The sequence below is a fragment of the Bartonella sp. AP258QHHD genome (assembly GCF_042196145.1).
Lineage (GTDB): Bacteria > Pseudomonadota > Alphaproteobacteria > Rhizobiales > Rhizobiaceae > Bartonella.
The window spans coordinates 1-1,055 of the sequence record NZ_JBHIPR010000013.1 but is presented as its reverse complement, the minus strand read 5'-3'; the positions used below and the strand labels follow the sequence as shown (position 1 = coordinate 1,055).

The window sequence follows — 1,055 nt, the reverse complement described above, 5'->3', positions numbered from 1 at the left end:
TTTTTTTTTAGAAGAAATCGAACAGCAGCGATATGAAGATGAAACATACGGTACTTATGAACAGCAGCACCGTTTAACTCTTTCGGATGTCATTCCAAACTACCCACATTATACATACTACAGAGGGCGTTTTTAAAAGCGCCCCCCTCTTTCCTCTTATTAAATTATCGGATGGAGTAAACTTATGAATAATCCTATCACTATTACAAATAACACCATTAACGAAGAAAGCGTTCAGACAGTCAATGCTCGTGACTTGCACGCATTCTTAGAAGCAAAACGAGACTTTTCCAATTGGATTAAGGACCGTATTAGCAGATACAATTTTATAGAAGGACAAGACTTTGTAAAAACACAAGATTTGCGGTCACCAAATTTGGCGAGCGCAAAATCTAGATCTGTTATTGCAATTAATTATCATCTCACCTTGGAAATGGCAAAAGAACTTTCCATGGTAGAGCGTAATGAAAAAGGAAAACAAGCCCGTCAATATTTTATCGAATGCGAGCGGCGTGCAAAGCAAGTTGTTACACCACAAATCGATTACTCAAGTCCACAAGTAATGTTAGGTGTATTAACTCATCTAAAAAATGAAAATGAGCGTAAAGACATCATCATTGAAGATTTAAAACCAAAAGCAATGGCTCTGGAAAGCTTGCAACGCTCTGATGGGCTCTTCAGTCTTACTGAAGCCGCTAAAGTGCTCGAAATGCAACCAAAACAATTCATTCTCTTCCTACAGAAAAAAGGATGGGTGTATCGACGCACTTTCGGGGATCGCTTATTGCCTTATCAGGATAAAATCCAAAAAGGACTAATGGATTGCTCAACCCTCACTATTCAAACCGAAAATGGAACTGAAAAAGTCATTCCTTCAGCAAAAATCACAACAAAAGGCATGGGGGTGCTGTCTCAAGAGCTTAAAAGACAAAGCATGCATTAAGAGGCTATCATTATGGAAAAGAAATATGAACTTACTGATGAAACAATCGAAGTTGGGGGCAAAACTCTCCACCGCATTCGCGCATTACGAGACTTTGGAAACGTCGAGAAAG

At 39.0% G+C, this 1,055-nt stretch carries 1 protein-coding gene; it reads left to right on the top strand.

All coding sequences use genetic code 11. The features are described from left to right. Positions 1-184: 184 nt before the first annotated feature. Positions 185-943 carry an antA/AntB antirepressor family protein gene (locus ACFIMM_RS01000; RefSeq protein ID WP_375635088.1) on the top strand — a complete coding sequence of 253 codons (759 nt, stop codon included), beginning with the start codon at positions 185-187 and terminating at the stop codon, positions 941-943. The last annotated feature ends 112 nt before the right edge of the window (positions 944-1,055 follow it).